23 protein-coding genes are annotated in these 24320 nt (G+C 70.8%); 15 read left to right on the top strand and 8 right to left on the bottom strand.

Annotation, left to right across the window (positions count from 1 at the left end; translation table 11 throughout):
• Positions 1-22: 22 nt before the first annotated feature.
• From DEI83_RS16325 to DEI83_RS04200, 3 genes are all read left to right on the top strand, one after another.
• The gene (locus DEI83_RS16325; RefSeq protein ID WP_309146582.1) at positions 23-859 is read left to right on the top strand and encodes a DUF805 domain-containing protein; all 837 of its coding nucleotides are present in this window, start codon (positions 23-25) and stop codon (positions 857-859) included.
• Positions 860-891: 32 nt separating this feature from the next.
• On the top strand, positions 892-1482 hold the full coding sequence (locus tag DEI83_RS04205; protein WP_111080547.1) for a DUF805 domain-containing protein: 591 nt from the start codon (positions 892-894) through the stop codon (positions 1480-1482).
• A 137-nt stretch (positions 1483-1619) separates the two neighbouring features.
• Positions 1620-2321 carry a DUF805 domain-containing protein gene (locus DEI83_RS04200; protein WP_111080695.1) on the top strand — a complete coding sequence of 234 codons (702 nt, stop codon included), beginning with the start codon at positions 1620-1622 and terminating at the stop codon, positions 2319-2321.
• Positions 2322-2396: 75 nt separating this feature from the next.
• Here DEI83_RS04200 and DEI83_RS04195 read toward each other — a convergent pair whose 3' ends face one another.
• The 6 genes from DEI83_RS04195 to DEI83_RS04170 all read right to left on the bottom strand — a co-directional run bounded on the left by DEI83_RS04195 (position 2397) and on the right by DEI83_RS04170 (position 7898).
• A complete protein-coding gene (locus tag DEI83_RS04195) occupies positions 2397-3038 on the bottom strand; it encodes a TNT domain-containing protein (RefSeq protein WP_146243232.1) in 642 nt (213 codons plus the stop codon).
• A gap of 51 nt (positions 3039-3089) precedes the next feature.
• The gene (locus DEI83_RS04190) at positions 3090-3863 is read right to left on the bottom strand and encodes a succinate dehydrogenase iron-sulfur subunit (RefSeq protein WP_111080545.1); all 774 of its coding nucleotides are present in this window, start codon (positions 3861-3863) and stop codon (positions 3090-3092) included.
• A gap of 1 nt (position 3864) precedes the next feature.
• On the bottom strand, positions 3865-5658 hold the full coding sequence (gene sdhA / locus DEI83_RS04185; RefSeq protein ID WP_111080544.1) for a succinate dehydrogenase flavoprotein subunit: 1794 nt from the start codon (positions 5656-5658) through the stop codon (positions 3865-3867).
• 58 nt (positions 5659-5716) lie between these two features.
• Positions 5717-6163 carry a succinate dehydrogenase, hydrophobic membrane anchor protein gene (sdhD, locus tag DEI83_RS04180; RefSeq protein WP_111080543.1) on the bottom strand — a complete coding sequence of 149 codons (447 nt, stop codon included), beginning with the start codon at positions 6161-6163 and terminating at the stop codon, positions 5717-5719.
• 10 nt (positions 6164-6173) lie between these two features.
• On the bottom strand, positions 6174-6635 hold the full coding sequence (sdhC, locus tag DEI83_RS04175) for a succinate dehydrogenase, cytochrome b556 subunit (protein ID WP_111080542.1): 462 nt from the start codon (positions 6633-6635) through the stop codon (positions 6174-6176).
• Positions 6636-6710: 75 nt separating this feature from the next.
• Positions 6711-7898 (bottom strand): glycosyltransferase family 1 protein, encoded by a 1188-nt coding sequence (locus DEI83_RS04170; protein ID WP_309146581.1) that lies wholly within the window; start codon positions 7896-7898, stop codon positions 6711-6713.
• Positions 7899-8113: 215 nt separating this feature from the next.
• Between DEI83_RS04170 and DEI83_RS04165 the strand changes: the two genes are divergently transcribed.
• The 12 genes from DEI83_RS04165 (at position 8114) to DEI83_RS04110 (ending at position 21480) form a co-directional block, all read left to right on the top strand.
• Positions 8114-9229 (top strand): mannose-1-phosphate guanylyltransferase, encoded by a 1116-nt coding sequence (locus tag DEI83_RS04165; RefSeq protein WP_111080540.1) that lies wholly within the window; start codon positions 8114-8116, stop codon positions 9227-9229.
• A 586-nt stretch (positions 9230-9815) separates the two neighbouring features.
• Positions 9816-10889 (top strand): BMP family protein, encoded by a 1074-nt coding sequence (locus DEI83_RS04160; RefSeq protein WP_111080539.1) that lies wholly within the window; start codon positions 9816-9818, stop codon positions 10887-10889.
• Between the two features lie 93 nt (positions 10890-10982).
• A complete protein-coding gene (locus DEI83_RS04155) occupies positions 10983-12503 on the top strand; it encodes an ABC transporter ATP-binding protein (protein ID WP_111080538.1) in 1521 nt (506 codons plus the stop codon).
• Entirely contained in the window at positions 12500-13900 is a 1401-nt protein-coding gene (locus tag DEI83_RS04150; RefSeq protein ID WP_258371055.1) for an ABC transporter permease, read from the top strand. The genes DEI83_RS04155 and DEI83_RS04150 overlap by 4 nt, the downstream gene beginning before the upstream one ends.
• Positions 13897-15186 carry an ABC transporter permease gene (locus DEI83_RS04145; RefSeq protein WP_181431065.1) on the top strand — a complete coding sequence of 430 codons (1290 nt, stop codon included), beginning with the start codon at positions 13897-13899 and terminating at the stop codon, positions 15184-15186. Before DEI83_RS04150 ends, DEI83_RS04145 begins: the two co-directional genes overlap by 4 nt.
• Positions 15187-15313: 127 nt before the next feature.
• Positions 15314-15748: a cytidine deaminase gene (locus DEI83_RS04140; protein WP_258371066.1), complete on the top strand. Its 435-nt coding sequence runs from the start codon at positions 15314-15316 to the stop codon at positions 15746-15748.
• Positions 15749-15752: 4 nt separating this feature from the next.
• The gene (locus DEI83_RS04135) at positions 15753-17039 is read left to right on the top strand and encodes a thymidine phosphorylase (protein WP_111080536.1); all 1287 of its coding nucleotides are present in this window, start codon (positions 15753-15755) and stop codon (positions 17037-17039) included.
• Between the two features lie 122 nt (positions 17040-17161).
• A complete protein-coding gene (locus DEI83_RS04130) occupies positions 17162-18274 on the top strand; it encodes an adenosine deaminase (protein ID WP_111080535.1) in 1113 nt (370 codons plus the stop codon).
• A 4-nt stretch (positions 18275-18278) separates the two neighbouring features.
• On the top strand, positions 18279-18728 hold the full coding sequence (locus DEI83_RS04125) for a PTS sugar transporter subunit IIA (RefSeq protein ID WP_111080534.1): 450 nt from the start codon (positions 18279-18281) through the stop codon (positions 18726-18728).
• Entirely contained in the window at positions 18725-18997 is a 273-nt protein-coding gene (locus tag DEI83_RS04120) for a PTS sugar transporter subunit IIB (protein WP_111080533.1), read from the top strand. Before DEI83_RS04125 ends, DEI83_RS04120 begins: the two co-directional genes overlap by 4 nt.
• Before the next feature lie 24 nt (positions 18998-19021).
• Positions 19022-19852, top strand: coding sequence for a purine-nucleoside phosphorylase (locus tag DEI83_RS04115; RefSeq protein WP_111080532.1), 831 nt, complete (start codon positions 19022-19024; stop codon positions 19850-19852).
• Positions 19849-21480: a phospho-sugar mutase gene (locus DEI83_RS04110; RefSeq protein WP_111080531.1), complete on the top strand. Its 1632-nt coding sequence runs from the start codon at positions 19849-19851 to the stop codon at positions 21478-21480. Before DEI83_RS04115 ends, DEI83_RS04110 begins: the two co-directional genes overlap by 4 nt.
• Positions 21481-21667: 187 nt before the next feature.
• On the opposite strand, the gene DEI83_RS04105 is transcribed toward DEI83_RS04110, so the two are convergent.
• Together DEI83_RS04105 and DEI83_RS04100 are read right to left on the bottom strand one after the other, a co-directional pair.
• The gene (locus tag DEI83_RS04105) at positions 21668-23443 is read right to left on the bottom strand and encodes a biotin carboxylase N-terminal domain-containing protein (RefSeq protein ID WP_111080530.1); all 1776 of its coding nucleotides are present in this window, start codon (positions 23441-23443) and stop codon (positions 21668-21670) included.
• Between the two features lie 79 nt (positions 23444-23522).
• Positions 23523-24320, bottom strand: a complete 798-nt coding sequence (locus tag DEI83_RS04100; RefSeq protein ID WP_111080529.1) for a nucleoside triphosphate pyrophosphatase — start codon at positions 24318-24320, stop codon at positions 23523-23525.

Below are 24320 nucleotides of genomic sequence, written 5' to 3'. Positions count from 1 at the left end.
ACCGTCCGCAGGAAGGAACCCCGTGAGCGACCAGTACCCACCGCAGGACCCGTACGGCCAGCGACCCGGCGACCAGCCGGGCGGCGACCAGCCGGCCGGTGACCAGCGTCGCGACGGCGGGCAGCAGCCGCCCTACGGGTGGCCGGACCCGCAGTCGCCGTACGGTCAGCAGTCGCCGTACGGTCAGCCGACCGGGGGCCAGCAGCCGTACGGACAGCAGCAGCCGTACGGGCAGCCGAACGCCCGTCAGCAGCCGTACGGGCAGCAGTCTCCGTACGGGCAGCCGGATCCGGGCCAGCAGCCGTACGGCCAGCAGCCGCAGTTCGGTCGGTCGACTGGTGGGCAGCAGTCTCCGTACGGGCAGCAGCCGTACGGCCAGCCGACGTCCGGCCAGCAGACGCCGTACGGGCAGCAGCCGGGTCAGTACCCGCAGCAGCAGTCGTACGGTCGGTCGCCGGCGAACCAGGGCGAGCCGCCGATGTGGGCGCCCTGGTACGGCATCCCCTTTCCGCAGGCCTTCAGCCGCTTCTGGAAGAAGTACGTCCGCTTCGACGGCCGCGCCAGCCGGAGCGAGTTCTGGTTCTGGGCGCTCTGGTGGGTCATCGGCAGCGCTGCGGCCAGCCTCGTCGAGACCCTGATCGGTGCGGGGGACTCCGAGTGGGTGAGTGGTCTCTGGGGACTCGCCACGCTCCTCGGCTTCATCGCGCTGACGGTGCGACGCCTGCACGATGTGAACATGTCGGGCCTGCTCGCACTGCTCTTCATCATCCCGCCGGTGGGCGCCGTCTTCGCGCTCGTCGTCGGGCTCCTGCCGTCCGTGCCCGCGGGGGCACGCTTCGACGAGCCGCACCGCGGCTGACCACTTCCGACCGACCACCTCCAGGGGGACACATGACCGATCAGTACCCGACGCCGAACTCCGGCGCACAGCCCGAGGCCCAGCAGCAGTACGGGCAGCAGCAGTACGGCCAGCAGCAGTACGGCCAGCAGACGCCCGGTGCAGCTGCACCCGTCGGACCGGACGGGCAGCCGCCGCTCTGGGCGCCCTGGTACGGGATCTCGCTGCCGAAGGCCGTCGGTCGCTTCTTCCGCAAGTACGCGACCTTCAGCGGGCGCGCCAGCCGGAGCGAGTTCTGGTGGTGGATGCTCGTCAACGCGATCGTCTCCGCCGTGCTCTCCGGCGGCGGCGTCCTGCTGGCGGCCGCACTCGCCTCGACCCGGACGGTGCAGACCGACTACGGCACCTACGAGCTGCAGAACCCGGCGCCGCCGATCGCCTTCGTGTTCCTCATCGCGGGGGCGCTGTGGGCGCTCGCGACGCTCGTGCCGTCCCTCGCGCTCGGCTGGCGTCGCCTGCACGACGCGAACCTGTCGGGGGCGCTCTGGATCATCGCGCTGTTCGTCGGGATCGTCGGCATCGTCTTCGGTGTGCTGCCCTCGAACCCCGAAGGCGCTCGCTTCGACCGACCGACGAATCGCTAGGTCCGGCATCCCGACGGCGCCCTCCCTCCACGGGGAGGGCGCCGTCGTCCTGTCACGGCTCCGTCACGGGAGCGCCACCCGGCCCGCCTTCCTGGTTGACTCAGATCCGAGTGCCACTCGACACCAGGGAGACCACCGTGAGCGACAACCCGCAGCAGCCGTACGGCAAGCGCGACGACGACCAGCCGTACGGGCAGCAGCAGCCGTACGGGCAGCAGGGACAGGGCGGCCAGCAGCAGCCGTACGGCCAGCAGCAGCCGTACGGGCAGCAGCAAGCCGGGCACCAGCAGTACGGTCAGCAGCAGTACGGTCAGCAGCAGTACGGTCAGGCCGACCAGTACGGGCAGCAGGGCTTCGGCCAGCAGGTGCAGGCCGGTCCCGACGGTGCACCACCCCTGTGGGCACCCTGGTACGGCATCTCGTTCCCGAACGCGGTCAAGCGCGTCTTCACGAAGTACATCCGGTTCGACGGGCGCGCGAGCCGCAGCGAGTTCTGGTGGTGGTCCCTCGCGCAGGTCATCGTCATCGGCGTGCTCTACGTCCTCATCGGCATCGGCGGCGCGACCTCCGGCCTCCAGTCCGACCCGGTCACCGGGACGACCTCCGGGTCGCCGAACGCGCTCTACTGGATCGCGACCGTCCTGCTGACCCTCTACTCCCTCGCCACGATCATCCCGAACCTGGCGGTCACGTGGCGTCGGCTGCACGACGCGAACCTGGCGGGGCCGTTCTTCTTCCTCTCGTTCGTCCCCTTCTTCGGCAGCATCATCCTGATCGTGCTGACGATCCTGCCGTCCAAGCCGGAGGGGCAGCGCTTCGACCGTCCCGAGCGGGGCTGACGCACTCCACCCACGACGAAGCCCTCCTCCCCGAGCCGGGGAGGAGGGCTTCGTCGTGGCGCGACGACCGGCGGGTCAGACCACGCGGACGCGGGCGAGGGAGCCGTCGACGACCAGGTCGCGGATCGTCGTGGTCGGGTCGGCGATCTCGAACCGCAGAGCGCCACCCGGCTGGTCGAACCACGGACGGACGAACCGGACGATGACGAGGAACGGCCGCTCGACGACGTACCGGTGCACCTCCGGGGACACCGTGGCGTGCGGCGGCAGCGAGCGGGCGTGCAGCGGGGTCTCGAGCGGGTGCAGGAGGTATCCGTCCGGGCCACCGATGCGGTCGACGGGGACGCCGGCCGGGATCTGGATCGTCAGGCCGGCGTCACCGGTCGCAGCGACCTGCTGGGCGAGCTGCGGGTAGGTCGACGCCGACCGGTCCCGCATCTGGTCGAGGTCCGAGCGACGGATGTCCCGCGCGTCCGGGAACGGGCGGTTGAGGAAGCGGCGGAGCATCTCCACCGCGTCGGACTCGCCGCGAGCCGTGGCGAGCCGTCGAGCGGTGCCGTAGTCGACGACCTCGAGGGCGAACGAGTCGGCGTCGGCGGGCACGATCCGCAGCGCGCCCTCCACCGGCGGCTCGTGCAGGGTCTCGCCGGGGAGCTGCACGTACCGGACCGTGTAGCCGAGCTGATCGAGGATGGGCCGAGTGTCCGCGAACGTCATGATCGGGAGCCTAGCGCGCCCGCCCATGACGTCGCTGGCGGAGTCGACCCGTCACCCACGGCCGCGCATGACGGCCTGCTTCACCTCGGAGATCGCCCTCGTCACCTGGATCCCGCGGGGGCAGGCGTCAGTGCAGTTGAAGGTGGTCCGGCAGCGCCAGACACCCTCCTTGTCGTTGAGGATGTCGAGGCGCACGTCGGCAGCGTCGTCGCGGGAGTCGAAGATGAAGCGGTGCGCGTTCACGATCGCCGCCGGACCGAAGTACTGCCCGTCCGTCCAGAACACCGGGCACGACGACGTGCACGCGGCGCAGAGGATGCACTTGGTGGTGTCGTCGAAGCGGGCGCGGTCGGCGACCGACTGGACGCGTTCCTTGCCCTTCTCCGGCGTTGACTTCGCCTGCAGGAACGGCTGGACCTCGCGGTAGGACTTGAAGAAGGGCTCCATGTCCACGATGAGGTCCTTCTCGAGCGGCAGGCCCTTGATCGCCTCGACGTAGATCGGCTTCGAGATGTCGAGGTCCTTGATGAGCGTCTTGCACGCCAGACGGTTGCGCCCGTTGATGCGCATGGCGTCCGAGCCGCACACGCCGTGCGCGCAGGACCGACGGAACGTCAGGGACCCGTCCTGCTCCCACTTGATCTTGTGCAGGGCGTCGAGGATGCGGTCGGTCGGCAGCATCATGACGTCGAAGTCCTGCCAGCGCGGCTCGTCGTCGACGTCCGGGTCGAACCGTCGGACGATGACCGTCACGGAGAACGATCCGGGAGGGGCGTCCTGCACGGTGTCGGTGCGGGGCGCGTCGGAGACCAGGGTGTCGGTCATCTCAGTACTTCCTCTCCATCGGCTCGTAGCGCGTCATGACGACGGGCTTCCAGTCGAGCGTGATGTGGTCGTCGGCGAGTGACGAGTGCGGATCACCCGTCAGGTACGCCATGGTGTGCTGCATGTAGTTCTCGTCGTCGCGCTTCGGGTAGTCGTCGCGCATGTGTCCGCCGCGGGACTCCTTGCGGTTCCGCGCGGAGTAGACGACGACCTCGGCCAGGTCGAGCAGGAAGCCGAGCTCGACGGCCTCGAGCAGGTCGGTGTTGAACCGCTTGCCCTTGTCCTGAACGGACACCTGCATGAACCGGTTGCGCAGGGTGTGGATCGTCTCCGTCACGCGGGCGAGGGACTCGTCGGTCCGGAACACCTGCGCGTTCTTGTCCATCTCCTCCTGCAGCTCCTTGCGGAGCACCGAGACCCGCTCCGTCCCCGTCGAGGCCCGGAGCTGCTCGAGCATGCCCCGCACGTTCGCCGCGGGGTCCTCGGGCAGCGGCAGGAACTCCGCGGTCTGGACGTACTCGGCGGCGTTGTTGCCCGAGCGCTTGCCGAAGACGTTGATGTCGAGGAGCGAGTTCGTGCCGAGGCGGTTCGACCCGTGCACCGAGACGCAGGCGCACTCACCGGCGGCGTAGAGCCCGGGCACGACCGTGGTGTTGTCGGAGAGGACCTCGGCCTTGACGTTCGTCGGGATCCCGCCCATGGCGTAGTGCGCGGTCGGCATCACCGGGACCGGTTCGACCACGGGGTCCACCCCGAGGTAGGTGCGGGCGAACTCGGTGATGTCCGGCAGCTTCGTCTCGAGGACCTCGGCACCGAGGTGCGTGCAGTCGAGCAGCACGTAGTCCTTGTTCGGGCCGGCACCGCGGCCCTCCGCGACCTCCTGCACCATGCACCGGGCCACGATGTCGCGGGGCGCGAGGTCCTTGATGGTCGGGGCGTAGCGCTCCATGAACCGCTCACCAGAGGCGTTGCGGAGGATCGCACCCTCGCCGCGAGCACCCTCGGTGAGGAGGATGCCGAGTCCGGCCAGGCCGGTCGGGTGGAACTGGAAGAACTCCATGTCCTCGAGCGGCAGACCGGTCCGCCACACGATGCCGACGCCGTCGCCGGTGAGCGTGTGCGCGTTCGAGGTGGTCTTGAACATCTTGCCGAAGCCGCCCGTCGCGAAGATCATCGCCTTCGCGTGGAACACGTGCAGTTCCCCGGTCGAGAGCTCGAAGGCGACGACGCCGGCGGGCTGCTTGCGGCTCACCCCGTCGTCGCCGACGACGTCGACCATGATGAGGTCGAGCGCGTAGAACTCGTTGTGGAACTCGACGCCGAGCTTCACGCAGTTCTGGAAGAGCGTCTGCAGGATCATGTGCCCGGTGCGGTCGGCGGCGTAGCAGGCCCGACGGACCGGGGCCTTGCCGTGGTCACGCGTGTGACCGCCGAAGCGACGCTGGTCGATCTTGCCCTCGGGCGTGCGGTTGAACGGCAGACCCATGTTCTCGAGGTCGATGACCGCGTCGATCGCCTCCTTCGCCAGGATCTCGGCGGCGTCCTGGTCCACTAGGTAGTCGCCGCCCTTGATCGTGTCGAAGGTGTGCCACTCCCACGAGTCCTCTTCGACGTTCGCGAGCGCTGCCGCCATGCCGCCCTGCGCCGCGCCCGTGTGGGAGCGCGTCGGGTAGAGCTTCGAGATGACCGCGGTCTTCGCCTTCGGTCCGGCCTCGATGGCGGCGCGCATGCCGGCGCCTCCCGCGCCGATGATGACGATGTCGTACTGGTGGTGGTGGACGGTGATGTCGGTCACAGGGGTCTTTCGATCAGGAGGTGGAGCGTGCGGGCCGGACGGCGTGTGCGGTGCGTCGCTACTGCGCCGGGCAGAACGACGGCAGGTCCGCTGCGGCGGCGCCAGCGGGGCACGGGTCGAAGGTCCAGCACACGAGCGTGCCGAGGACGATCAGCAGCACGCAGGCGACGAGCACGGCGCCGAGCAGGGTCTTGCGGACGCCGGGCTTGGCCACGTAGTCGTTGATGATCGTGCGCATGCCGTTCGAGCCGTGGATCAGCGCGAGCCAGAGCATCGCGGTGTCCCAGATCCGCCAGAACGGGCTCGCCCACTTGCCGGCGACGAAAGCGAAGTCGATCTGCTTGACGCCCTCGCCGGCGACCATGTTGACGAAGAGGTGGCCGAAGATGAGCACGACGAGCAGGACGCCCGACGCGCGCATGTAGATCCAGCCCCACTTCTCCCAGTTGGTGGTACGGCGGGCAGCGTCCGCGCTGCGGGGCGGTGCGATGGTCTCGGTGGTCATGACGGAGCCCTCAGTTGAAGTCGGCGACGAGGTTCATGAGCTGACGCGGCAGGAAGCCCGCGATCGCCACGGCCCAGAGCACGAGGACGACCCAGAACATCGCCCGCTGGTACTTCGGACCCTTCGACCAGAAGTCGATGAGGATGATCCGCAACCCGTTGAACGCGTGGAACACGATGGCGCCGACGAGGGCGATCTCGCCGAGGTTCATCAGCGGCGTCTTGTACGTGCCGATCACGGCGTTGTAGGCCTCGGGCGAGAGCCGGACCAGTGCCGTGTCGAGGATGTGCACGAGCAGGAAGAAGTAGATCGCGACACCGGTGATCCGGTGCAGGACCCAGGACCACATCCCGATCGATCCCCGGTACAGCGTTCCCTGCGGGACACGCGTCCGAGGTGCATCGATCGACGTGCCGTCGATGGTCACCTGCGGTGCGGCTGTCGCCGTCCCGCTTGCGGTCTGCTCGGCCATGAGCTCGCCTTCCCGTAGGGCCGGCGCACCGATCGGCGCGCCGTTGCCGTCGTGTTCGTGTGGAACACGTCCATCCTACGTCCGAGCACCGACCTTCTCGTTCCACCCGGTCCGGGCGGTGCGCGTGGGGGCCGGGGGAGCGCCGATCGTGCGGGCCGTCTCGTGGTGCGCGAGGAGTTCGTCGCCGACCGCTTCCCACGTGGTCCCCTCGACCCGGAGGCGACCGGCGGACCCCATCCGTTCGGCGAGCGCCCGGTCCGCGTGCAGGCGGGCGACGGCGGCCCGCAGGGCCAGCGGGGCGACGGGGTCGTAGAGCTCGCCGTCGAGGCCCGGCGCGACGAGGTCGAGCGGCCCGCCGGAAGCCGGGGCCACGACCGGCAGGCCGGCCGCGTGGGCCTCCTGCAGGGTCTGTCCGAAGGTCTCCGCGGCACCCGTGTGGACGAAGACGTCGAGCATCGCGTACGCGTCCGCCAGGTCATCACCCCGGAGCGGGCCGGTGAAGGTCACGTCCAGGTGGCGGAGTCGACGCTCGAGGAACTGCCGGGAGGGTCCCCCTCCTGCGACCACGACCCGGAGGCCCGGCATGCCGCCGAGTTCGGCGAGCCGCTCGACCTCCTTCTCCGGTGCCAGCCGACCCACGTAGCCGACGATGGTCTCGCCCCGCGGCGCGATCCGGCGTCGCATCGCACGGACGTGCGCCGACGAGCGGCGAGCCGGGTGGAACAGCGCCGTGTCGACGCCGCGACCCCACCGGGCGACGCGTGGTACGCCCTCGTCGGCGAGCATCGCCGCCGTCGCGGACGACGGTGCGAGCGTCAGCGAGGCGCCGGCGTGGATGCGCCCGAGGACCCGGCGCACCAGCGGGGCTGCGGCGGACAGGCCGTTCCGGCGGGCGAACCCGGCCACGTCGGTCTGGAACACGGCGACGGAGGGGATGCCGAGCCTCCCGGCCGCCGTGATCGCACGACCGCCCAGCAGGAACGGACTGGCCGCGTGGAGCACGTCGGCGCCGGAGGCGGCGAGGATCGTGTCGAGCACCGGGTGGGGGAGCGCGACGGGGAACTGCCGGTACGCGACCGCGGGGATCCGGTGCACGTCGAAGCCCAGGTGTCGCTCCTGCTCGGAGCGCGACCGCCAGGCGGCGATCCCCGGCGTGTCGGGGGCGATGACCACGGCGCGGTGACCGCGGCGACGGAGGTGTTCGAGCACCGCGAGGACACTCGTGGTGACGCCGTTGAGGGTGGGCAGGAAGCTCTCGGTCACGACGGCGACGGTCCGGGGGGACTCGGTGCCTCGCTCCACGCTGCGTGCGTTCATGGCACGGCCCATGTTCACGCCGTCGCGTGGACGAGCGGGGGGCGCAACGTGAACGCATCGCACGCGAGGGGTGAACAGAGCGTGCGCGCTCCGCCGGAGCGGTTGACGACGTGTCCAGGCCGTGTCCAGCTGCTTCCCCGGCACGCCGGTACGGTGGGCGCGTGACGGACGCACTCGACGACTTCTACGCGATCATCCCGGCCGGCGGGATCGGCTCGCGCCTGTGGCCGCTCTCGCGCGCCGACGCCCCCAAGTTCCTGCACGACCTGACCGGCTCCGGCTCGTCGTTGCTCCGACAGACCTGGGACCGTCTGGCGCCGCTCGCCGGCGCGGACCGGATCATGGTGGTCACCGGTCGGGCCCACCGGGTCGCGGTCGAGTCGCAGCTGCCCGGCGTCGAGGACCACAACATCGTGCTCGAGAGCGAGCCGAAGGACTCCACCGCGGCGATCGGGCTCGCCGCAGCGATCCTGCACCGACGTGAGCCGGACGTCGTCATCGGCTCCTTCGCCGCCGACCACGTGATCGGGGACGCGCGCGGCTTCCGCCGGTCCGTGCGCGAAGCCGTCGCCGCCGCCCGTGCCGGGTACATCACCACGATCGGCATCACCCCCTCCGAGCCCGCGATCGGCTTCGGGTACATCCACGCCGCCGACGAGTCCCTCGGCGCCGAGGGGGCGACGACCGCACACGCCGTCCGGTCCTTCGTCGAGAAGCCGAACCTGAAGACCGCCCAGAAGTACGTCGCGAGCGGGTCGTACCTCTGGAACGCCGGCATGTTCATCAGCCGCGCCGACGTGCTCCTCGCCGAGATCGGGCGGACGGAGCCGGACCTGCTCGCCGGCATCGAGGAGCTCGCCGCCGCCTGGGACACCCCCGCACGCGGTGCCGTCGTCGACCGCATCTGGCCGGGCCTGAAGAAGATCGCCATCGACTACACGGTCGCCGAGCCGGCCGCCGCGGCCGGTCGGATGGCGGTCGTCCCCGGTGACTTCGACTGGGACGACGTGGGCGACTTCGCCTCGCTCGCGAAGCTGCAGTCCGGCGGGCGGAAGAACAACCTGGCCGTGCTCGGCGACAACGCGCGCATCCTGGCCGACTCCGCCAGCGGCATCGTCGTGTCGCAGAGCAACCGGCTGATCTCGCTCATCGGGGTGGACGACATCGTCGTCGTCGACACCCCGGACGCGCTGCTCGTGACCACCAGCGCGAACGCGCAGCGGGTCAAGGGCGTGGTGGACGCGCTGAAGATCAGCGGGCGGGACGACGTGCTCTGACGAGCACGGTGCGGTGGGGCGGGGTGGGTCGACCGGACGGGGGAGCGGCGGTGTCGTCGTCTCGCGGGAACTGCGAGCGGGGGAGCGAGCATGGCGGACATCGAGTACGACGCGAGGGACGCATCCGCACTGAGCCGTGCGCTGCGTACCGCCGACAGCGTGCTGCGTGGGCAGGCCGGCAAGCGCTCGGAGCGGTGGCCACGGGGCTACAGGACTTCTCCGGTGCCTACGCCGATCGGTTCCGCGAGGCTGGCCTCATCGAAGCGGAGGACCGTGGCAAGCTCGCAGGAGTGCTCGCCGACTTCGACTCCTGAACCACGCGCCGGACGGGTGGATGTGCGGGATGCCTGCCCGATCCTCCAGGCCGGGGCCCGGCTGTAGCGCTCCATCACGAAACCCCGCGAACTGGGGTCACGGGCGGACCATCGCGTTTCCGGCGCGTTACGACGCGGTCGCGATCACGTAACCGATGCCGGAGGGCGTCCGGAGGGGTCCTGCACCGCCCGGCCGGTCGTGTACTGTCCTCACGATCGCCCGGTGCGCAGTGACTCCGGGCCGACTCCCGATCTCCCCGGAGGAACCCCCCGTGTCATCTCGTTCCCGTCGCATCGCCATGAGCGGCCTCGCGCTCGTCGGCACCGTCGCCGTGCTCGCCGGCTGTGCGTCCGCCCCGTCCGAGTCCAGCTCGTCCAAGAAGTCCGACTTCCTGCCCTGCATGGTGTCCGACGCCGGTGGATTCGACGACAAGTCGTTCAACCAGCTCGGCTACGAGGGCATGGTCTCGGCCGCGGACGAGATCGGCGCCCAGTACAAGAAGGCCGAGTCCAAGGACGCCACCGTCTACGACTCGAACATCCAGCAGCTCGTCAGCCAGAACTGCAACCTCGTCGTCACGGTCGGGTTCAACCTCGCCGCCTCGACGAAGAAGCAGGCCGAGGCCAACCCGGACACCGACTTCGCGATCATCGACGACAACTCGATCGACGCCGAGAACGTCAAGCCGATCACCTTCGACACCTCGCAGGCCGCCTTCCTCGCCGGCTACGCGGCCGCGTCCTACTCGAAGTCCGGCGTCGTCGGCACCTTCGGTGGCATGCAGATCCCGACCGTCACCATCTTCATGGACGGCTTCGCGGACGGCGTCGAGTACTACAACGAGCAGAAGAAGAAGGACGTCAAGGTCGTCGGCTGGGACGTCGCGAGCCAGAAGGGCTCCTTCACCGGCGGCTTCGAGGCCGGCACCCAGGCGAAGTCGGTCGCGCAGTCGCTGCTCGACCAGGACGCCGACGTGATCCTGCCGGTCGGCGGGCCGATCTACCAGAGCGCCGCCGAGGCGATCAAGGACGCCGGCAACGGTTCGGTCCTGATCGGCGCGGACAGCGACCTCTACGAGGCCGACCCCCGCTACAAGGACATCGCCTTCACCTCGATCGAGAAGGGCATGAAGCCCGCCGTCAAGGACGTCGTCGAGCAGGCCGCCAAGGGCGACTTCGCGAAGACCCCGTACGTCGGCACGCTCGAGAACGACGGCGTCGGCATCGCGCCGTTCCACGACTACGAGTCCAAGGTCGACTCGGGTCTGCAGGGTGAGCTCGACGAGATCAAGGCCGGCATCATCGACGGCTCGATCGAGGTCGAGACCGAGGCCACCGTCAAGTAGTCCGTCGAACGCGGGCGGGGGAGCACTCCTCCGCCCGCGTTCTCGCGCGCACGGAGACCGTCGCGCACCCGAGACAGAAATAGACTCTCCGACATGAAGCTCGAACTCCGCGGCATCACGAAGCGGTTCGGCACCCTGGTCGCCAACGACCACATCTCGATCACCGTGGAACCGGGCGAGGTGCACTGTCTCCTCGGCGAGAACGGTGCGGGCAAGTCGACCCTCATGAACGTCCTCTACGGCATGTACCAGGCCGACGAGGGCGAGATCCTGCTCGACGACGTCGTCCAGCACTTCGACGGGCCCGGCGACGCCATGCGCTCCGGCATCGGCATGGTGCACCAGCACTTCATGCTCGTCCCGGTCTTCACCGTCGCCGAGAACGTCATGCTCGGGCAGGAGGAGACGGCGTTCGGCGGGCGTCTCGACCTCGCCGGCGCCCGCAAGCGCGTGCGCGAGATCTCCGCGCGGTTCGGCTTCGACGTCGACCCCGACGCGCGGGTCGGTGACCTGCCGGTCGGTGTGCAGCAGCGCGTCGAGATCATCAAGGCGCTGTCCCGTGACGCCTCGGTCCTGGTGTTCGACGAGCCGACGGCCGTCCTCACCCCGCAGGAGACCGACGAGCTGATGGGCATCATGCGCCAGCTCCGCGAAGCCGGCACCGCCATCGTCTTCATCACGCACAAGCTCCGTGAGGTGCGCGAGGTCGCCGACCGCATCACCGTCATCCGCCTCGGCAAGGTCGTCGGAGAGGCATCGCCGACCGCGTCGAACAGCGAGCTGGCCGCGCTCATGGTCGGTCGCAGCGTCGAACTCGTCGTCGACAAGGCGCCGGCGAGCCCGGGGGAGGCCGCGCTGGTCGTCGAGGACCTGACGGTCACCGACGCGGACGGCATCGTGCTCGTCGACGACGTGTCCTTCACGGTCCGTCGCGGTGAGGTGCTCGCCATCGCCGGCGTGCAGGGCAACGGCCAGACCGAGCTCACCGAGGCGATCATGGGCCTCGAGCCGGTCCGCTCCGGCCGCATCACGCTCGACGGTCGCGAGGTCACCGGCCGCAGTGTCAAGCAGATCCTCGACGCGGGTGTCGGCTTCGTGCCCGAGGACCGCAAGGAGGACGGGCTGGTCGGGGAGTTCACGATCGCCGAGAACCTCATGCTCGACCGTGCCGATGCCGCCGAGTTCGTCCGCGCCGGCACCATCCGCGCCGCCGAGCGTGACACCTTCGCCGACGAGAAGATCGCCGAGTTCGACATCCGCACGCCCGGACGGACCACGGCCGCCGGGCGGCTCTCCGGCGGCAACCAGCAGAAGATCGTCCTCGCCCGCGAGCTGAGCCGGCCCCTTCGGCTCTTCGTGGCCGCGCAGCCCACGCGCGGCATCGACGTCGGCTCGATCGAGTTCGTGCACAAGCGCATCGTCGAGACCCGTGACAGCGGCGTCCCGGTGATCGTCGTCTCCACCGAGCTCGACGAGGTCGTCGCGCTCGCCGACCGGATCGCCGTGATGTACCGCGGCGCCATCGTCGGGATCGTCCCGGCGTCCACCCCCCGGGACGTCCTCGGACTCATGATGGCGGGCGAACTGCCCGCAGGAACGGAGCTCGCCGCGTGAGCGACACCACGCCGGAGCACGGCGGCGCCACCCCGCCGTCAGACCGCAGCACGTCTCCCGTCGAAGCGACCACGGGCCTCCCGGCCGACTCCGCCGCCGTACCGGCCGTCGACGACCGCCTGCAGGAGGTCGCCGGCCCCCCGCACCTGATGACCGACTCGGCGGCCGACAGCGAGCGCCGCGAGGGCGGCGACGGCCGCTGGAGCGACGCGATGCGCAGCATCGTCAACGGCTCCGTCCTCACCACCGTGCTCGCCGTCGTCCTCGCCCTCGTCGCGAGCGGCGTCCTCATCGCCCTGACCGACAAGGACGTCCAGGCCGCGGCCGGGTACTTCTTCGCCCGCCCGACCGACATGCTGCGCGCGATCGGCACCGCGGTCGGCGGCTCGTACTCGTCGCTCTTCCAGGGATCGGTCGTCAACTTCGGCGCCCCGTCGTTCGCGAGTGCGATCACCCCGATCACCCGGTCCGTCGACTACGCGGTGCCGCTGGTGGTCGCCGGTCTCGGCGTCGCCGTGGCGTTCCGCGCGGGCCTGTTCAACATCGGCGGCCAGGGGCAGGTCCTCATCGCCGCCGCGGCTGCGGGCTGGGTCGGCTTCTCGTTCGACCTGCCGGCAGCGGTGCACATCCCGCTCACGATCCTCGCCGGCATCGTCGGCGGAGCGGTCTGGGCCGGCATCGTCGGCGTCCTCAAGGCCCGGACCGGTGCCAACGAGGTCGTCCTGACGATCATGCTCAACTACGTCGCCCTGTACCTGCTCTCCTTCATGCTCCGCACTCCCGGGCTGCTGCAGGCCGGTGGGAGCCCGAACCCGATCTCCCCGGCGACGAAGGACAGCGCCCTGCTGCCAGCGCTCTTCGGACCGCGCTTCGGCATCAACGTCGGCTTCATCGTCGCGATCCTCGCCGTGGTCGTCGTCTGGTGGCTCCTCAACAAGTCCTCGCTCGGCTTCCGCTTCCGGACGATCGGCGAGAACCCCCGCGCCGCCCGGGTCGCCGGGATGAGCGTGCCGAGCCTCACCATCTGGGTGCTCGTGATCTCCGGTGGGCTCATCGGCATCGCGGGCGCCTACCAGGTGGAGGGCGCCGTCACGACCGGCTTCACGTCGGGCATCGACGCCGGCATCGGGTTCGACGCCATCACGGTCGCGCTCCTCGGTCGCTCGAAGCCCTGGGGCACCTTCTGGGCGGCGATCCTGTTCGGCGTGCTGAAGAACGGCGGGTACGCGATGCAGGCCGCGGGCGGCATCCCGATCGACATCGTCGACGTCATCCAGGCCCTCATCGTCCTGTTCATCGCGGCCCCGCCGCTCGTCCGCGCGATCTTCCGGATCCCGCAGCCGGGCGCCCGCCGTCGCACCAAGCACAGCACCAAGCGGAAGGCGGTCGCCGCGTGAGCACCATCAGCCCCACCGCGGACCCGACCGCGTCCGTCGCCGACCGTCCGGTCGAGACCACCAGGAGCTGGAAGGCACCCGTCGCCTTCGTCGTCTTCACGGTGCTCGCCGCCGTCCTGTTCCTCGGCGTCGGCCGAGGCGGGACGACGACGTTCCGCCTCGCCAACCCCGGCGACTTCGTGCAGCTGCCGGACGTCGGCCTGCCCGCCCTCCCGACCGGTGTGGTCGTCGTCGTGCTCCTGTCCCTCGCCACGGCGGCGTCGTTCGTGCTGGTCGGCCGGTTCCGGCCCGTGCCGCTGTGGCTGACGAGCGCCTTCGCGGTCGTGTTCGTCGTCGGGTTCCTCACCTGGGCGGCCGCCGACAAGACGATCCCGCTGCCCGGCCTGCTGGTCGGCGCGATCGGCCTCAGCGTCCCGCTCGTGTTCGGTGCGCTCGGCGGCGTCATCTCGGAGCGGGTCGGTGTGGTCAACATCGCGATCGAGGGCCAGTTCCTCGCCGGCGCGTTCACGTCCGCCCTGATCGCCTCGATCACCGGGTCCGCCTGGGTCGGTCTCGTCGGCGCCCTCGTGGCGGGTGTGCTCGTGTCGTTCGTCCTCGCGGCGTTCAGCATCAAGTACCTCGTCGACCAGGTCATCGTCGGCGTCGTCATCAACGCCTTCATCTCCGGCCTCACCGGCTTCCTGTACTCGCAGGTGCTCTCGCCGGACGAGGAGCGCCTCAACGTCGGCATCACCTTCCCGCGCTTCGAGATCCCGGTCCTGCACCAGATCCCGGTGATCGGGCCGGTGCTGTTCGAACAGACCGTGATCGTGTACCTGGCGTACATCGCGGTCGCCGTCGTGACCTTCGCGCTCTTCAAGACCCGCTGGGGCCTGCGCCTCCGTGCGGTCGGCGAGCACCCGGAAGCGGCCGACACCGTCGGGATCAACGTCACCGGCACGCGGTTCTGGAACGTCTCGCTCGCCGGTGCGATCGCGGGCCTGGGTGGTGCGTACTTCACGCTCGACGCGGTCGGGCCGTTCACGAAGGACATGACCGACGGCGCGGGCTACATCGCGCTGGCCGCCGTGATCTTCGGCCGGTGGGACCCGATCCGGGCCACGCTCGCGGCGCTGCTGTTCGGCTTCGCGTCGAACCTGCAGAACACGCTCGGCGCCATCAACTCGCCCGTGCCGAGCGAGTTCCTGCTCATGCTGCCCTACGTCGTCACGATCTTCGCGGTGGCCGGCCTGGTCGGCCAGTCGCGGGGACCGGCGGCCGCCGGCAAGCCGTACATCAAGAACTAGCCGGGAGGCTCGGCACATGACCGACACGAACGCTGCGGGAGACGACGGCGTGGGCACCGACCCCGCGACGGGGGAGCCGATCTGGACGGACCCGGCCACGGCCCTCCCGTCCGACCCGGACGCACCCATCGACGGGAGCACCGCGACGGACGGGGACGTCGACGTCGACTGGGACGCGCTCCGCGAGGCCGCCATGACCGCGATGGGTCGCGCCTACGTGCCGTACTCGTCGTTCCCGGTCGGTGCTGCGGCGCTCACCGACGACGGCCGGATCGTCTCCGGCTGCAACGTCGAGAACGCGTCGTACGGCGTGACCCTCTGCGCCGAGTGCTCGCTCGTGTCGCAGCTGTTCATGACCGGTGGCGGCAAGCTCGTCGCGTTCACCTGCGTCGACGGCGACGGCGCCACCCTCATGCCGTGCGGCCGCTGCCGTCAGCTGCTGTTCGAGCACTCCACCGAGGGCATGCTCCTCGAGACCGTCTCGGGCATCCGCACCATCGACGAGGTCCTGCCGGACGCCTTCGGGCCGCGCACCCTCGCCACCTACCAGCAGGAGCACTGATCACATGGCCGTCGAGCCCTTCGACACCGTCGACCTCATCCGCACGAAGCGATCCGGCGACGCCCTGAGCGCCGCCGAGATCGACTGGCTCGTCGACGCGTACACACGCGGCTACGTCGGTGACGAGCAGATGGCCGCGCTCGCGATGGCGATCTTCCTCAACGGCATGGAGCGTCGGGAGATCAAGGACCTGACGCTCGCGATGATCGCATCGGGGGAGCGGATGTCGTTCGGCTCGCTCGGCAAGACCACCGTCGACAAGCACTCCACCGGTGGCGTCGGCGACAAGATCACGCTGCCGCTCGCGCCCCTCGTCGCCACGTTCGGCATCGCCGTGCCGCAGCTCTCCGGTCGCGGCCTCGGCCACACCGGGGGCACGCTCGACAAGCTCGAGTCGATCCCCGGCTGGCAGGCCGCGGTCTCGAACGAGCGCATGACCGAGATCCTCGACCAGGTCGGCGCCGTCATCTGCGCTGCCGGCTCGGGGCTGGCGCCCGCCGACAAGAAGCTCTACGCCCTGCGGGACATCACCGGCACGGTCGAGTGCATCCCGCTCATCGCCTCGAGCATCATGTCGAAGAAGATCGCCGAGGGCACGGCCGCGCTCGTCCTCGACGTGAAGTTCGGCTCCGGCGCGTTCATGGCCGACTTCGACCAGTCGAAGCTCCTCGCGCAGACGATGGTCGACCTCGGCAAGGACGCGGGCGTCGCCACCTCGGCGCTCCTCACCGACATGGAGGTCCCGCTCGGCCTCACGATCGGCAACGCCCTCGAGGTCCGCGAGTCCGTCGAGGTCCTCGCCGGTGGCGGCCCCGCCGACGTCGTCGAGCTCACCGTCTCGCTCGCCGAGGAGATGCTGCGCCTGGCCGGGGTCCAGGACGCCGACCCCGCCGCGGCCCTCGCCGACGGGCGAGCCATGGACACCTGGCGGCGGATGATCGAGGCCCAGGGCGGCGACGCCTCCGCCGCGCTGCCCGTCGCGGCGGAGACCCACGTCGTCACCGCGACCGGGTCCGGCGTGCTCGCCACGCAGGAGGCCCTGCCCTTCGGCATCGCGGCCTGGCGCCTCGGTGCCGGTCGCGCCCGTGCCCAGGACCCGGTGCAGGCCGGCGCCGGCATCGAACTGCACGTCAAGCCGGGCGACACCGTCACTGCCGGGCAGCCCCTGTGGACGCTGCACACCGACGAGCCCGCCCGGTTCGAGCGTGCCCTGGAGTCGCTCGAGGGTGCCTGGTCGATCGGTGACTCCGCACCGGAGCGCGGTCCGATCGTGCGCGAGCGGATCCAGTAGCGGCTGGACACCCACCCGACCGGAGGCTCCCCGCAGGACGTGTGGGGAGCCTCCAGTCCGTCGCGGCTCGTCTTGTGCACCGGACACTGCGCCGACGGGGCGACCACCGATAGCCTGGGCGGATGAGCGACGCCGCCACCATCCACCGCCTGCCCGACGCCGGAGCGGTCATCAACGACCTGCCCAAGGTCTCGCTGCACGACCACCTCGACGGCGGACTCCGCCCGGCGACGATCATCGAGCTGGCGGAGACCGACGGGGTCGACCTGCCGACCACGGACCCGGCCGAGCTCGCCACCTGGTTCGCCGACCAGGCGAACTCCGGCTCCCTCGTCGAGTACCTGAAGACCTTCGACGTCACCACCGCCGTCATGCAGACCGCCGCGGGCCTGACCCGTGTCGCCCGCGAGTTCGTCGAGGACCTCGTCGCGGACGGCGTCGTCTACGGCGAGATCCGCTGGGCGCCCGAGCAGCACCTGCAGCGTGGGCTGACCCTCGACGAGACGGTGGAGGCGGTGCAGGCCGGCATCGAGGAAGCGGTCGACGCCGCCGGCGGCTCGATCCGCATCGGCCAGCTCGTCACCGCCATGCGGCACGCCGACCGGTCGATGGAGATCGCCGAACTGGCCGTCCGGCACCGCGACCGCGGGGTCGTCGGGTTCGACATCGCCGGTGCCGAGGCCGGGTTCCCCGCCTCGAAGCACCGCGCGGCCTTCGACCACCTCGCCTCCGAGCTGTTCCCCGTCACGGTGCACGCCGGCGAAGCCGACGGTCTCGCGTCCATCCGCTCGGCGCTCGTCGACGGCCGTGCGCTCCGCCTGGGGCACGGCGTGCGCGTGTACGAGGACGTCACCCTCACCGACGGTGGCGACGGTTCGATGCTCGCCACCCTCGGCGAGGTCGCGTCATGGGTCCGGGACCGCGAGATCCCGCTCGAGGTCTCGCCGTCGTCGAACCTGCAGACCGGTGCGATCGCCGCGTGGGGCGACGACCTCGCCGACCACCCGATCGACGTGCTCTACCAGCTCGGCTTCCGCGTCACGGTCAACACCGACAACCGCCTGATGAGCAACACGACGTTGTCGAAGGAGCTGGCGCTCCTCGCCGGGACGTTCGGCTACGACCTCGACGACCTCGCCGCGTTCCAGATCAACGCCGCCCTCGGGTCGTTCCTGCCGCTCGAGGACCGCGAGGAGATCATCGCCGCCATCACCGCCGGGTACGCGGAGGCCTGACCCGATGGGGCTGCCGCCGCTGCCGGACCCGGCCGTCGTGCTCGGGGCGTCCGCGTCATCGTGGCGAGACGCGCTGCGGGCGGTCGGCGGTGCCCTCGTGGCCTCGGGAGCCACCACCGAGGCGTACACCGACGCCATGACCGCCATGGTGGAGGAGCACGGGCCGTACATCGTGATCTCGCCCGGGCTGGCGTTCGCGCACGCACGACCGGGGTCGAGCGTGTCGCGGGACGGCCTGGCGGTCGTGACCCTGGCCTCGCCGGTGGCGTTCGGCCACCCGCACAACGACCCGGTGTCGGTCGTGCTCGGGCTCGCCGTCGCCGAGGTCGGCACCCACCTCGAGTCGATCGGCGAGATCGCGAACCTGTTCAACGACGCCTCGGTCACCGGTCGACTGGCTGCCGCCACGACCGCGGCCGAGGTCCGGACCATCATGGGAGTGACGGCATCGTGAAGATCGTGACCATCTGCGGTGCCGGCATCGGTGCGAGCGCCATCCTCAAGGTCAACGCCGAGAAGGCCCTGGCCGCCCTCGGTCTGTCGGCCGAGGTCGTCGCGGCCGACGTCGGCTCCGTGCGCCAGGTGTCCGACGACGCCAACGTGATCCTCACCAGCCAGGAGTTCGTGGACGCCATCGGGACGACCTACGCCGAGGTCATCGTCATCCGGAACCACTTCGACCAGAGCGAGATCACGGCGGCTGTGGAGAAGGCGCTGGGCTAGGTCCGCTCCCGGTACGATCGGCGCATGGTCAGCACCGACAACCCCCTGAACGACCCCGCCGTCGACCCCTTCGACGTGGCCCGTGACGCCGCAGCCGTCATCGCGTCCCGGTCCGGCATCGAGCGCCACGACGTCGCCCTGACGCTCGGCTCCGGCTGGGGGAAGGCCGCCGACCTGCTCGGCGAGACCGTGTCCGAGATCCCCGCCGCGGACGTCCCCGGCTTCAGCGCGTCGGCCGTGCCCGGACACTCCGGCACCGTCCGCTCGATCCGGCTCGCCGATGGTCGCCACGCGCTCGTCATCGGCGCCCGGACGCACTACTACGAGGGCCACGGCGTCCGTCGGGTCGTCCACAGCGTCCGGACCGCCGCCGCGACCGGCGCGTCGGTCATGGTCCTCACGAACGGTGCCGGCGGCATCAAGGAGACCTGGACGCCCGGCACCCCGGTCCTCATCAGCGACCACATCAACCTCACCGCCGACAGCCCGCTCGAGGGCGCCACGTTCATCGACCTGACGGACCTGTACTCGGCCCGTCTCCGTGCGGTCGCGAAGACCGTCGACCCGTCTCTCGACGAAGGCGTCTACACGCAGTTCCGCGGGCCGCACTACGAGACCCCGGCCGAGGTCCAGATGGCGAAGGCCATCGGCGGCCACATCGTCGGCATGTCGACCGCGCTCGAGGCCATCGCCGCGCGGCAGGCCGGCATGGACGTCCTGGGCTTCTCGCTCATCACGAACCTCGCCGCTGGCATCCAGAAGACGCCGCTGTCCCACGCCGAGGTGCTCGAGGCCGGCAAGCAGGCCGAGCCCGTCATCGCCGACCTCCTCGCCCGCGTGGTGGCGGCACTGTGAGCGTCGTCGACACCGCCAGCGCGTGGGCGGCGCAGGACCCGGACGACGAGACCCGGGCCGAACTCCAGCAGCTCATCGACGCCGGGGACACCGACGAACTCGCCGCCCGCTTCGCCGGACGTCTGCAGTTCGGCACCGCCGGGCTCCGTGCCGAGCTCGGGGCGGGCCCCCTGCGGATGAACCGCGTCGTCGTCACGCAGGCAGCGGCCGGGCTCGCGCGGTTCCTCATCGACTCCGGCCGTGACCGCAGCGTCGTCATCGGCTACGACGGCCGCGTCAACTCCGACGTCTTCGCGCGGGACTCCGCCGAGGTCATGCGGGGTCTCGGCCTCGACGTGACGCTGCTGCCCTCGGCCCTGCCGACACCGCTCGTGGCGTTCGCCGTCCGGCACCTCGACGTCGGCGCCGGCGTCATGGTCACGGCCAGCCACAACCCGCCACGTGACAACGGCTACAAGGTGTACCTCGGCGGGGACGACCAGGGCTCGCAGATCGTGCCGCCGGTCGACGCGGAGATCGCCGCCGCCATCGACGTGGTCGCCGCGGGCGACATCCGCGACCTCGAACGGGCCACGGACTACACCGTGGCGGACGCCTCGCTCGTGCAGGCGTACGTGGACGCGACGGCCGCGACCGTGCCGGCCCCGGGCCTCCCGGTCGACCAGCAGCCGTCCGTCGTCTACACGGCCATGCACGGGGTCGGGTGGGAGACCGCACGCGCCGTCTTCGCGCGCGCCGGCTTCCGCGAACCAGCCGTGGTGCCCGAGCAGATCGAGCCCGACGGCGCCTTCCCGACGGTGTCCTTCCCGAACCCGGAGGAGCCGGGGGCGATGGACCTGTCGATCGCTCGCGGGGTCGAGCTGGGCGCCGACCTCGTCATCGCGAACGACCCGGACGCCGACCGGCTGGCACTCGCGATCCCGGACGGTGCCGGCTCCTACCGTCGACTCTCCGGCAACGAGGTCGGGTGGTTGCTCGGCTGGCGTGCCGCCGCACGCGCCGCTGCCGCCGGGACGACCGGTGTGCTCGCCGCGTCGATCGTCAGTTCGCCGGCGCTGTCCCGCGTCGCGGAGCAGCACGGCCTCGGGTATCGCGACACCCTGACCGGGTTCAAGTGGGTCTCCCGCGTGCCGGACCTGCTGTTCGGCTACGAGGAAGCGCTCGGCTACCTCGTCGACCCGCAGGTCATCCGTGACAAGGACGGCATCTCGGCCGCGCTCGAACTGCTGTCCCTCGCGGCTGAACTCGCCGCCGACGGCAAGACCATCGCCGACCAGCTCGACGCGTTCGCCGAGCGGTTCGGGGCGTTCTCGTCCGGGCAGGTCTCGACGCGGGTCGACGACCTGTCGCGGATCGGCGAGATCATGGCGTCGCTGCGGTCGTCGACGCCGACCGAACTGGGTGGGGTCGCGATCACGTCGGTGACGGATTTCCTCGACGGTGTCGAGGGCTTCCCGCCGTCCGACATCCTGCGCTTCGACCTCGAGGGCGGGGCGCGGGTCATCGTCCGCCCGAGCGGCACTGAGCCGAAGGTGAAGGTCTACATCGACACGGTGGCGGCCACCTCCGCCGAGGCTGCTGCGCTGGCCGACCGCCTGGCGACGGCGGTCCGCCCCCTCGTGTCCTAGCGCACGGGCGGCGCGCCACAGCGGAACAGGAACCCGCTCGAACCACTGCATCCGGTGGTTCGAGCGGGTCCTCGTCGTGTCGGTGCGGACGGAACGAGCCTCGTCCTGCACGACGCGCGGGTTCTGCGCTGGTGTCCAGGTGTCGTTCGTGTCCGACCCGCGCCACGGGAGCGCGGCGCGGGGAACGCTACGCGATCTCGAGCAGGACGTGACCGGAGGAGACCGTCTGGCCGACGGGGGCGTTGAGGCCGGTCACGACGCCGTCCTTGTGCGCCTGGACGGGCTGCTCCATCTTCATCGCCTCGAGGACGACGAGCAGGTCGCCCTTCACGACGGTGTCGCCTTCCGCGACCGCGAGCTTCACGACGGTGGCCTGCATCGGGGACGCGACCGACGAACCCGACGCCGCACGACCACCCTTGACGGCGGAGGAGCGGCGCTTCGGGGGAGCCGAAGGCCCGGACGGACGACGGGCACCGCCGGCACCGCCGCCGACGATCGAGGGCATGGTGACCTCGATGCGCTTGCCCTGCACCTCGACCACGACGCTGTCGCGCTCGGCGGGGACGGGCAACGCCTCGGGCTCCCCGCTCCACGCCGGGATGTCGTTCGCGAAGTCGGTCTCGATCCACTGCGTGTACACGGAGAACGGCGTCGTGTCGTCCGTGGCGAAGGCCGGGTCCGCGACGACCGCGCGGTGGAACGGGATGACGGTGGGGAGCCCGGCGACCTCGAACTCGGCGAGGGCGCGGCGGGAGCGCTCGAGCGCCTCGGCACGGGTGGCACCGGTGACGATGAGCTTCGCGAGCATCGAGTCGAACGAACCGGAGACGACGTCGCCCGACACGACGCCCGAGTCGACGCGGACGCCCGGACCGGACGGGGCGTTGAACACGTGCACGGGGCCCGGCGCGGGGAAGAAGTTGCGACCCGGGTCCTCGCCGTTGATGCGGAACTCGAAGGAGTGTCCGCGCGGGGTCGGGTCCTCGTAGTCGAGCACGCCACCCTCGGCGAGCCGGAACTGCTCGCGGACGAGGTCGATGCCGGTCACTTCCTCCGACACGCAGTGCTCGACCTGCAGCCGGGTGTTCACCTCGAGGAAGGACACGGTGCCGTCGGCACCGATGAGGAACTCGCACGTGCCGGCACCGAGGTAGCCGACCTCGCGCAGGATGGCCTTCGACGACTCGTACAGGGCAGTCGTCTGCGCCGTCGTGAGGTACGGGGCCGGGGCTTCCTCGACGAGCTTCTGGTGGCGACGCTGCAGGGAGCAGTCGCGGGTGGAGACGACGACGACGTTGCCGTGCATGTCGGCCAGGCACTGGGTCTCGACGTGCCGCGGCTTGTCGAGGTACTTCTCGACGAAGCACTCGCCACGACCGAAGGCGGCGATGGCCTCCCGCGTGGCGGACTCGAACTGGGACTCGATCTCGTCCCGGGTGCGCGCGACCTTGAGCCCGCGGCCACCGCCACCGAACGCGGCCTTGATCGCGACGGGCAGCCCGACCTCGTCGGCGAAGACGACGACCTCGGAGACGTCCTGCACGGGCTCGATCGTTCCCGGGGCGAGCGGCGCGCCGACCTTCTCGGCCACGTGCCGGGCGGAGACCTTGTCGCCGAGGCGCTCGATGGACTCCGGCGAGGGGCCGATCCAGGTGAGGCCGGCGTCGATGACCGCACGGGCGAAGTCCGCGTTCTCGGCGAGGAAACCGTAGCCCGGGTGCACCGCGTCGGCGCCGGACCGGCGAGCGACCGAGATGATCTTCTCGATCACCAGGTAGGTGTCGGCGCTCGTGGTGCCGTTCAGCGCGTAGGCCTCGTCGGCGAGGCGGGCGTGCAGGGCGTCGCGGTCCTGGTCGGCGTAGACCGCGACCGAGGCCTTGCCCGCGTCACGGGCCGCGCGGATGATGCGGACGGCGATCTCGCCGCGGTTCGCGATGAGGACCTTGCTGATGCGGGGCATGGAACATCAGCGTATTCGTGTGTGGGGGCCGTGTTTTGAGCGGCATCCACAAGAAACACCCCGTGGAGCAGGTGGATGTCTACAGGGCCCAGAGGTCGTGCCAAGCGATCCCGAAGCCCGTGCGCAGCATCGAACGGAGGACCGGGAGCGACAGGCCGACGACGGCGGAGGGGGCTCCGTCGATCCGCGTGATGTACGCCGCGGCGCGACCGTCGATCGTGAACGCGCCGGCGACCTCGAGCGGCTCGCCGGTGGCGACGTACGCGTCGATCTCGGCCGGGGAGACGTCGTCGGCGAACGTGAGGACGGCGCTGTCGACCGCGACCACGCGGTCGCCGTCGGTGACGAGCGCGGACCCGCCCGGCGCGACCGCGCCCAGGGACGCCACCGCGTCGGACCCGGCGGACATGCCGGACCCGGCCACCGGTCGGACGGGAGGCCCGTCACCCGACGTCACCGCGCCTCCCGGCCCCGACACGGTCGGTCGGCCACCGGCGCGTCGGTCGATGACGCAGTGTCCGCTCCACAGCGTGCCGCCGCCGGCCTCGAGCATCTGCCGCCACCGTCGCCGCGCGACCGCCGGGTCGTGCGGCTTGCCGTACAGCTGCCCGTCCACCTCGAACGCGGAGTCGCCGCCGAAGACGAAGCCGTCGAGCGGGCCGGCGGTCGTCACCGCACCGTCGGCGACGGCGGACGCCTTGGCCACGGCGAGCAGGGCGACGAGCTCCGGCCCGGTGAGCTCACGACCCAGGCGGTCCCGCTCGGCGAGCCCGACGGCGTCCTCGTCCACGCCGGGCGAGACGAGCACGGGGTCGATCCCGGCCTGCGCCAGGAGCGCACGGCGGGCGGGGGAGGTGCTCGCGAGGTACAGACGCAT

The sequence above is a fragment of the Curtobacterium sp. MCBD17_021 genome (genome assembly GCF_003234525.1).
Taxonomy (GTDB): domain Bacteria; phylum Actinomycetota; class Actinomycetes; order Actinomycetales; family Microbacteriaceae; genus Curtobacterium.
The sequence above is the reverse complement of the archived record's forward strand: the minus strand, read 5'-3'. Positions and strand labels throughout refer to the sequence as shown.

Coding starts and splice junctions, on each gene's coding strand:
- DEI83_RS04205 (WP_111080547.1), top strand. CDS start 892: ATGACCGATCAGTACCCGACGCCGAACTCCGGCGCACAGCCCGAGGCC.
- DEI83_RS04195 (WP_146243232.1), bottom strand. CDS start 3,038: ATGACGTTCGCGGACACTCGGCCCATCCTCGATCAGCTCGGCTACACG.
- DEI83_RS04190 (WP_111080545.1), bottom strand. CDS start 3,863: ATGACCGACACCCTGGTCTCCGACGCGCCCCGCACCGACACCGTGCAG.
- sdhD (WP_111080543.1), bottom strand. CDS start 6,163: ATGACCACCGAGACCATCGCACCGCCCCGCAGCGCGGACGCTGCCCGC.
- sdhC (WP_111080542.1), bottom strand. CDS start 6,635: ATGGCCGAGCAGACCGCAAGCGGGACGGCGACAGCCGCACCGCAGGTG.
- DEI83_RS04155 (WP_111080538.1), top strand. CDS start 10,983: ATGAAGCTCGAACTCCGCGGCATCACGAAGCGGTTCGGCACCCTGGTC.
- DEI83_RS04135 (WP_111080536.1), top strand. CDS start 15,753: ATGGCCGTCGAGCCCTTCGACACCGTCGACCTCATCCGCACGAAGCGA.
- DEI83_RS04130 (WP_111080535.1), top strand. CDS start 17,162: ATGAGCGACGCCGCCACCATCCACCGCCTGCCCGACGCCGGAGCGGTC.
- DEI83_RS04125 (WP_111080534.1), top strand. CDS start 18,279: ATGGGGCTGCCGCCGCTGCCGGACCCGGCCGTCGTGCTCGGGGCGTCC.
- DEI83_RS04115 (WP_111080532.1), top strand. CDS start 19,022: ATGGTCAGCACCGACAACCCCCTGAACGACCCCGCCGTCGACCCCTTC.
- DEI83_RS04105 (WP_111080530.1), bottom strand. CDS start 23,443: ATGCCCCGCATCAGCAAGGTCCTCATCGCGAACCGCGGCGAGATCGCC.
- DEI83_RS04100 (WP_111080529.1), bottom strand. CDS start 24,320: ATGCGTCTGTACCTCGCGAGCACCTCCCCCGCCCGCCGTGCGCTCCTG.